Source organism: Leucobacter sp. M11, assembly GCF_035726885.1.
Taxonomy (GTDB): Bacteria; Actinomycetota; Actinomycetes; order Actinomycetales; family Microbacteriaceae; genus JAPFRB01.
In genome coordinates this window covers 395867-402534 of sequence record NZ_JAPFRB010000004.1, presented here as the reverse complement: position 1 = coordinate 402534, position 6668 = coordinate 395867, and the positions used below count along the sequence as shown (strand labels likewise).

At 69.5% G+C, this 6668-nt stretch carries 7 protein-coding genes; 6 read left to right on the top strand and 1 reads right to left on the bottom strand.

Translation table 11 applies throughout. The annotated features are described in order from the left end of the window. The 6 genes from OOT08_RS13985 to trpB all read left to right on the top strand — a co-directional run. The coding region (locus OOT08_RS13985; RefSeq protein WP_325093401.1) for an ABC transporter permease at window positions 1-1020 on the top strand (1020 nt) is incomplete at its 5' end. Then, a complete protein-coding gene (locus OOT08_RS13980) occupies window positions 1020-1934 on the top strand; it encodes an ABC transporter permease (protein WP_325093400.1) in 915 nt (304 codons plus the stop codon). The genes OOT08_RS13985 and OOT08_RS13980, both read left to right, overlap by 1 nt. Before the next feature lie 11 nt (window positions 1935-1945). Further along, window positions 1946-2431, top strand: coding sequence for a cupin domain-containing protein (locus tag OOT08_RS13975; RefSeq protein ID WP_325093399.1), 486 nt, complete (start codon window positions 1946-1948; stop codon window positions 2429-2431). Between the two features lie 29 nt (window positions 2432-2460). Next, window positions 2461-3048 carry a TetR/AcrR family transcriptional regulator gene (locus OOT08_RS13970; protein WP_325093398.1) on the top strand — a complete coding sequence of 196 codons (588 nt, stop codon included), beginning with the start codon at window positions 2461-2463 and terminating at the stop codon, window positions 3046-3048. A 90-nt stretch (window positions 3049-3138) separates the two neighbouring features. Next, window positions 3139-4233 (top strand): Zn-dependent alcohol dehydrogenase, encoded by a 1095-nt coding sequence (locus OOT08_RS13965; protein WP_325093397.1) that lies wholly within the window; start codon window positions 3139-3141, stop codon window positions 4231-4233. Window positions 4234-4520: 287 nt separating this feature from the next. Then, a complete protein-coding gene (trpB, locus tag OOT08_RS13960; protein WP_325093395.1) occupies window positions 4521-5738 on the top strand; it encodes a tryptophan synthase subunit beta in 1218 nt (405 codons plus the stop codon). A 27-nt stretch (window positions 5739-5765) separates the two neighbouring features. On the opposite strand, the gene OOT08_RS13955 is transcribed toward trpB, so the two are convergent. Continuing rightward, a partial coding sequence (locus OOT08_RS13955) for a methyltransferase domain-containing protein (RefSeq protein ID WP_325093394.1) occupies window positions 5766-6668 on the bottom strand: 903 nt, incomplete at its 5' end.

The following is a 6668-nucleotide window of genomic DNA, read 5'->3' as shown; positions in this document are numbered from 1 at the left end:
CGGGCGGGCATCATTAACCTGGGCACCGAGGGGCAGATGCTCATCGGGGCGCTCGCGGGCGGCTTCGTGGCGCTCACGATGCCCGGCCCCGGGCCGCTCGTGTTCCTCGTCGCGCTCCTCACGGCGGTCGTCGTCGGGGCCTGCTGGGGGCTCATCGCCGCCCTGTTCCAGACCTGGCTCGGGGTGCCGATCCTGCTGACCACGCTGCTGCTGAACTACCCCGCGCGCTACTTCTCCTCCTGGGCCATCCGGTACCAGCTGAAGGACCCGGAGTCCGAGCTCGTCGCCTCGAAGCAGATCAGCGAGTCCGTGCAGCTGCCGATGCTCGCGCCCCGGGAGTCCGCCCTCGGGCAGGCGCTCGCGAACAGCCTGGGCTCCTCGAACCCGATTACCCAGGTGCTCGCGAACGTGAACTGGTCGCTGATCATCGTCGCGGCCCTCGTCGTGGCCGTCGTCTTCATCAACAAGCGCACGAAGTACGGCTTTGAGTCCGGCGTGAACGGCCAGAACTCGGCCTTCGCCCGCTACACCGGCGTCAAGCCCGCCCCGCTCACCCTCCGCACGATGGCCCTCTCCGGCGGCATCGCGGGCGGCATCGGGGCCCTGATCATCCTGGGCGCCCCGAGCACCCGCCTCATCGAGGGTCAGCTCCTGCAGACGAACTACCCCTGGATCGCGCTGCTCGTGACCCTGCTCGCCCTGTACCGGCCCGGCGGCATTGTCATCGCCGGCATCTTCTACGCCGCGATCATCGTCGGCGCAGCCGCGATGGGCCGCGACCTCGGGCTCTCCCCCCAGATCGCCTCCGTGATCCAGGCGGTCGTCATCATCCTGATCGCCTACCGGGTCGCCATCCCGAAGCGGAAGAAGCCCGGCGAGGACCCCGAGCGGCCGGTGATCCCGGACCCGGATCCGGCCCCCGTCACGGCGGCCGGCCCCACGCCCGCCGCTGACTCGCTCGCCACCCCGACCACCGCAACCACCGCCCCCGCCGCCGCGGAACAGAAGGAGCGTGCCTGATGGACCTCACGACGCTCTTTGACCAGGACCTCGTCGCCTCGGTCCTGCGCTCCCTCATCCCGATCCTGCTCGCCGCGCTCGGCGGCATGATCTGTGAGCGGGCCGGAATCTTCAACATCGGGCTCGAGGGCATCCTCCTCGTCGGCGCGTTCGCGGCCGTCGCGGGCTCGTACTTCGCCACGAGCTGGTTTGCCGGCATCCTCATCGGCATGCTCGCGGGCATCGTCTTCTCGCTGCTGCTCGGCTACGGCGCGGTGTATCGAAAAGCGGATCCGATCGTGCTCGCGATCGCGATGAACATCCTCGCGATCGGTGTCACGAGCTTCCTGCTCCTCGCGCTCTTCGGCGCGCAGGGCGTGTTCCGCGACCCGGGGATCGTCGGGCTGCCGGTCTGGAAGGTGCCGTTCCTGAGCGACATCCCGTGGCTCGGCCTGCTCTTCCAGCTCACCCCGCTCGGCTACCTCGCGCTGCTGCTCGTGCCGATCAGCTGGGTCGTGCTGTTCCGTACCCCGTTTGGGATGCGGCTGCGCGGCGTCGGCGAGCGGCCCCTGGCCGCGGCCACGCTCGGCGTGAACCCGCAGCGCTACCAGATGGGCGCGGTCATGCTCTCGGGCGCGCTCGCCGGGCTCGGCGGGGCGCAGCTTGCCCTCGGCAACGTCGTCCAGTTCACCGAGAACATGACCGCCGGGCGCGGCTGGATCGCGGTCGTCGCCGTGATGCTCGCCCGGGCGCACCCCGTCGGCGTGCTCGGCGCGGCCCTGCTCTTCGGCTTCACGGACGCGATCGGCTTCCGGATGCAGGGCCTCGGCCTGCCCCAGCAGCTCACCGACGCCGCCCCCTACGTGGTGACGCTCGTCGTCCTGCTGCTCGTGAGCAAGCGCTTCCGCCGCACCTCGGAAGCGCAGGTGGCGTAGTGAGCCAGGACATGCCCGCAGCCCCGCCCGCAGCACTGCCCGCCGAGGCCCAGGCCTGGGTGGACCGGCTGGGTTTGGAACCGCTCGAACACGAGGGCGGCCTCTTCCGGCAGATGTTCCTCGACGAGCACTCCAGCGCGATCTACTACCTGCTGGCCGCCCCGGACTTCTCGGCGCTGCACTCGCTGGGCTCGACCGAGGTGTACCACTGGTACGCGGGCTCCGCGCTCCGACTGACCACGATCACCCAGAACGGCGAGGTGGTCGAGCACCTGCTCGGCCCGGATCACGCGGCGGGGCAGCTCCCGCAGGCGGTCGTGCCGCCGGGCGTGATGCAGGGCTCCTCCCCCGCGGGCGAGTGGTGCCTCGTGGGCACCACGATGTCGCCCCCCTTCGACTGGTCGAGCTTCGTGCTCGGCGACCGGACGCTCCTCACGCACGCCTCCCCCGAGCACGCGGCGCGCATCGCGGAGCTCACGCGTCCGGAGCCCGTGTAGCGCTCCACCCCGGACAGTAGGCTGGGTGGATGGCTGATCCACGAGTTCTCCGCACGCGGGCCGCGATTCACGCCGCGGTAATCGAGCTCGCGGCAGTGTCCCCCGTCTCCACGATCAGCGTTACCCAGCTGGCCGAGGCCGCGGGAATCAATCGGGTGACGTTCTACAAACACTTTGCCTCCCCGAACGATGCGTTGCTTGCCGCCCTGAACGCGGAACTGGATCCGATCCGGGACCGTGGGGTCAGGCGCCGCCACGAGGCCAACGCCGACGCCCGCGAGGTGGTCGTGCTCGGTCTCACCGAGATGCTCGATCACGTGGAACAGCACCGGATGCTCTACCGCACGGCCCTGTCCATCCCCAACGAAAATGCGACCCATCACCTGCTCAGTGAGCACTTTGCTGAATCCATCCGGGGGTTTTTGGCCGACCAAGCACCCTTCGCCCCGGAGCTCGACCTGATCGATCGGGAGATCACCGCGCAGTTTGTCGGGAACGGCTTGGTTGGCGCGATCTCGTCCTGGCTCACCCGGGAACAGCCAACGCTCGACCGAGCACGCTTCCTGGCCACGTTGACGGAGAGCCTACCCGCGTGGTGGTTTAAGCAACACTCGTAGTTTAAATTACACCTGTCGCATATACTGGGAACGCGGGGGTTCCCTCCGCGTCACCTCTATCAATGACGATATGAACAGGATGTTTTTTCCATGAAAGCTGCCCTCCTCACCCGAATTGGCGACCCGATCGAAATCGCCGAGGTCGAACTCGCGGAACCCATTGGTCGCGAGGTCCTGGTCACGGTGAAAGCCTCTGGACTGTGCCACAGCGATCTGCACATCGTCGAGAACGACTATGGCTTCCCGATGCCCGCGTTGCTGGGTCATGAAATTTCTGGCATCGTGACCGCGGTGGGCCCCGACGTGTCCACCCTGAGCGTTGGCGATCACGTGGTGGGGTCTCTCATCAGCCACTGCGGGGTATGCAAGCAGTGCCTATCGGGGGCCCCGTACCGGTGCGAAGATACCGCTACCGTCCAGCGCACCCCCGATCAGCCGCCCCGCATTACCCGGGATGGCCAACCGGTCCTCCAGCTTGCCGACCTTGGCGGCTTCGCCGAGCAGGCCCTGGTGCACGAAAACAACCTGGTCTCGATCAACAAATCGGTGCCCTTCGATCGCGCTGCGCTCCTCGGCTGCGGCGTGATCACCGGGGCCGGGGCCGCAATTAACTCAGCGCGGGTTCGCGTGGGCGACACCGTCGCCGTGATCGGATGCGGTGGGGTCGGGCTGAACACCGTTCAGGGGGCGGCGCTCTCCGGCGCCCGTCGAGTGATCGCCATCGACCTCCAGCCCAGCAAGCTGGAACTCGCGAAGAAGTTTGGGGCCACCGACGTGATCAACCCGAGCGAGGAAAACCTCGTCGAGCGGATCCGCGAGATCACCGGGGAACCGGGCGTCGATCACGCCTTCGAGGTCATCGGCCTGACGCAAACCGCCCAGCAGGCAATCGACATCACCACCGTCGGCGGCACCGCGTACATGGTCGGCATGCAGAAGCCGGAGGCCAAGATTGAGATCGAGGGCATGACGGATCTCTTATACGGGCAGAAGACCGTGATGGGCGTGTTCATGGGCTCCACCCTCGCCCTCCGGGATATTCCCATGTACGCCGATCTCTATCAGCAGGGGCGCTTCAACCTCGACGACCTCGTGTCCCGGCAGATCCGCCTGGAGGACATCAACGAGGGCTACGCGGAGCTGAAGCAGGGCCAGGTCGCCCGGAGCGTCATCGTCTTTGACTGACCTCGCGCCGCGCCCGCTCGCATCCGGCGGATGAGCTCAGCGGGCGCGGTGGATTCGGGGCAGCTCTGGACGCACAGAGCTGCCCCGGATTCGCCGGGGTGCCGGGAGCGATGACCCTGCTATGCTCGAGCCATGCGCTTGAACTCCCTCACCCGGCAGTGGTGGCACGCCTAGAGGCGGCCACGTTCATTCGCGAACCCACACCACACCGCCTCGCAGTGCCAGTCACTCGGGCGGTTTCTTCGTCTGCGGGCGGGCGCGGCGGGCCACACCACCCAGGAGCCCCCATGACGAACACCGCAACGGTCGCGCCGAGCGCCCAGTACCTCGCCGACGAGCACGGATACTTCGGCGAGTACGGCGGCGCGGCGCTGCCCCCGCATCTCGTCGAGCCCATCGCCGAGGTCGCCCGCGCCTACGCCGAGGCGAGCGCCGACCCGAGCTTCCACGAGGAGCTGCAGGCGCTGCTCTCGCGATACGTCGGCCGCCCCTCCCTGCTGTACTTCGCCGAGAACCTCAGCGCGCACCTCGGCGGTGCCCGCGTCTACCTCAAGCGCGAGGACCTGAATCACACGGGGGCGCACAAGATCAACCACACGCTCGGCCAGGCCCTGCTGGCGAAGCGGATGGGCAAGCGCACCCTGATCGCGGAGACCGGCGCTGGCCAGCACGGTGTCGCGCTCGCGACCGCCGCCGCGCTCACCGGCCTGAACTGCGAGGTGCACATGGGCGCGATTGACGTCGCCAAGCAGCACCCGAACGTGGTCCGGATGGAGCTGCTCGGCGCGACGGTGGTCGCGGTGGACGAGGGCGGGCAGTCCCTGAAGGAGGCCGTGGACTCGGCCTTCGCGACCTACGCGGCCAACCCGGAGGAGTACTTCTTCGCGATCGGCTCCGTCGTGGGGCCGCACCCCTACCCCAGCATGGTGCGCGACTTCCAGTCGGTTGTCGGCCGCGAGGCCCGGGCGCAGGTCCTCGAAGCGGAGGGCCGGCTGCCCGACGCGCTCATCGCCTCCGTCGGCGGCGGCTCGAACGCCCTCGGGCTGTTCACCGCCTTCCTCGATGATCCCGAGGTGCGCCTCATCGGCGTGGAACCCGGCGGCGAGGGGCTCACGGGCGACCGGCACGCCGCGACCATGACCCTCGGCACCCCGGGCACCCTGCACGGCATGCACACCCGGGTCTTGCAGACCGCCGCGGGCGAGCCCTCCCCCGTCCACTCGATCGCCTCGGGACTCGACTACCCCGGCATTGGCCCCCAGCACGTCCGGCTCCAGGAGCAGGGCCGCGGGGAGTACGTCTCGGTGTCGGACGCGGAGACGCTCGCCGCCTTCCAGCTCCTGACGCGCGTCGAGGGGATTATCCCGGCGCTGGAGTCATCGCACGCGATCGCGCACGCGGTGAGGCTCGCGCCGACCCTGCCCGCCGACGCGGTGCTCGTCGTCAACCTCTCGGGTCGGGGCGACAAGGACGTGGACTACGTCGCCGAGCGCCTCGCGCGCTGAGCCCGCGCGCGGCTGGGCCCGCCGGGCTCAGCCGCGCTCAAGCAGCACCATGACCTCGGCGTGCGTCGTGTGCGGGAACATGTCGAACAGCCGCCCCCGCGCGGGGCGCAGGCTCGGCATCGCCGCGAGGTCCGCCGCGAGCGAGTCCGGGTTGCAGCTGGAGTACACCACCCGGGAGACCGCGGAGGCCTCCAGGCGCGCGGCGAGCTCCGGCCCGATGCCGCGGCGCGGCGGGTTCACGATGACCAGCTCCGGGTCGTTCCCCTCCCCGAGCGCGAAGGCGGTCGCGTCGCCCGAGGCGAAACGCACCCGGTCGTAGCCCGCGCCGGGGTGCGCCGCGTGCAGGGCGTCCCTGGTCTGCTCGGCGCTCGCGATCGCCTCGGCGCTGAACTCGATCCCCGTGACGGAGCGATCGGGGGCCTGGCTGTGCAGCGCGAAGCCGCCGACCCCGCAAAACAGGTCCCACGCGCTCGCGGGCGCGGCCTCGTTCACCCAGTCCCGGCCCTGCCGGTAGAGGGCCGCGGCGACCGCCGTGTTTGTCTGGAAGAAGCTCCGCGCGCCGAGCAACAGGTCGATGCCGTTCACGGTCATCGGCAGTGCGTCCGACTCGGTGAGCACCTCCTCGCGCTCCCCCTCCAGCACCGCCTTGTGCTCCGGGAGCAGGTTGACCGACACGACGCGCAGCCGCGGGATCGCGGCGCGAAGCTCGGGGAGCCGCTTGCGGATCTGCCCGATGAGGTGCTCCGAGCGCACCACGAAGCGGAGCATCAGCTGCCCGTCCGCGGCCTCGGTCACGAGCACGTGCTTGAGCTCCCCGCGCCGCTCGGCAACCCGGTAGGGCTCCAGCTTCGCCGCGGTGATGAAGGCGGCGAGCGCCGGGAAGATCGCCCGGATGCCCGGGGCGGTGATGCCGCACTCGCGCAGGTCAAC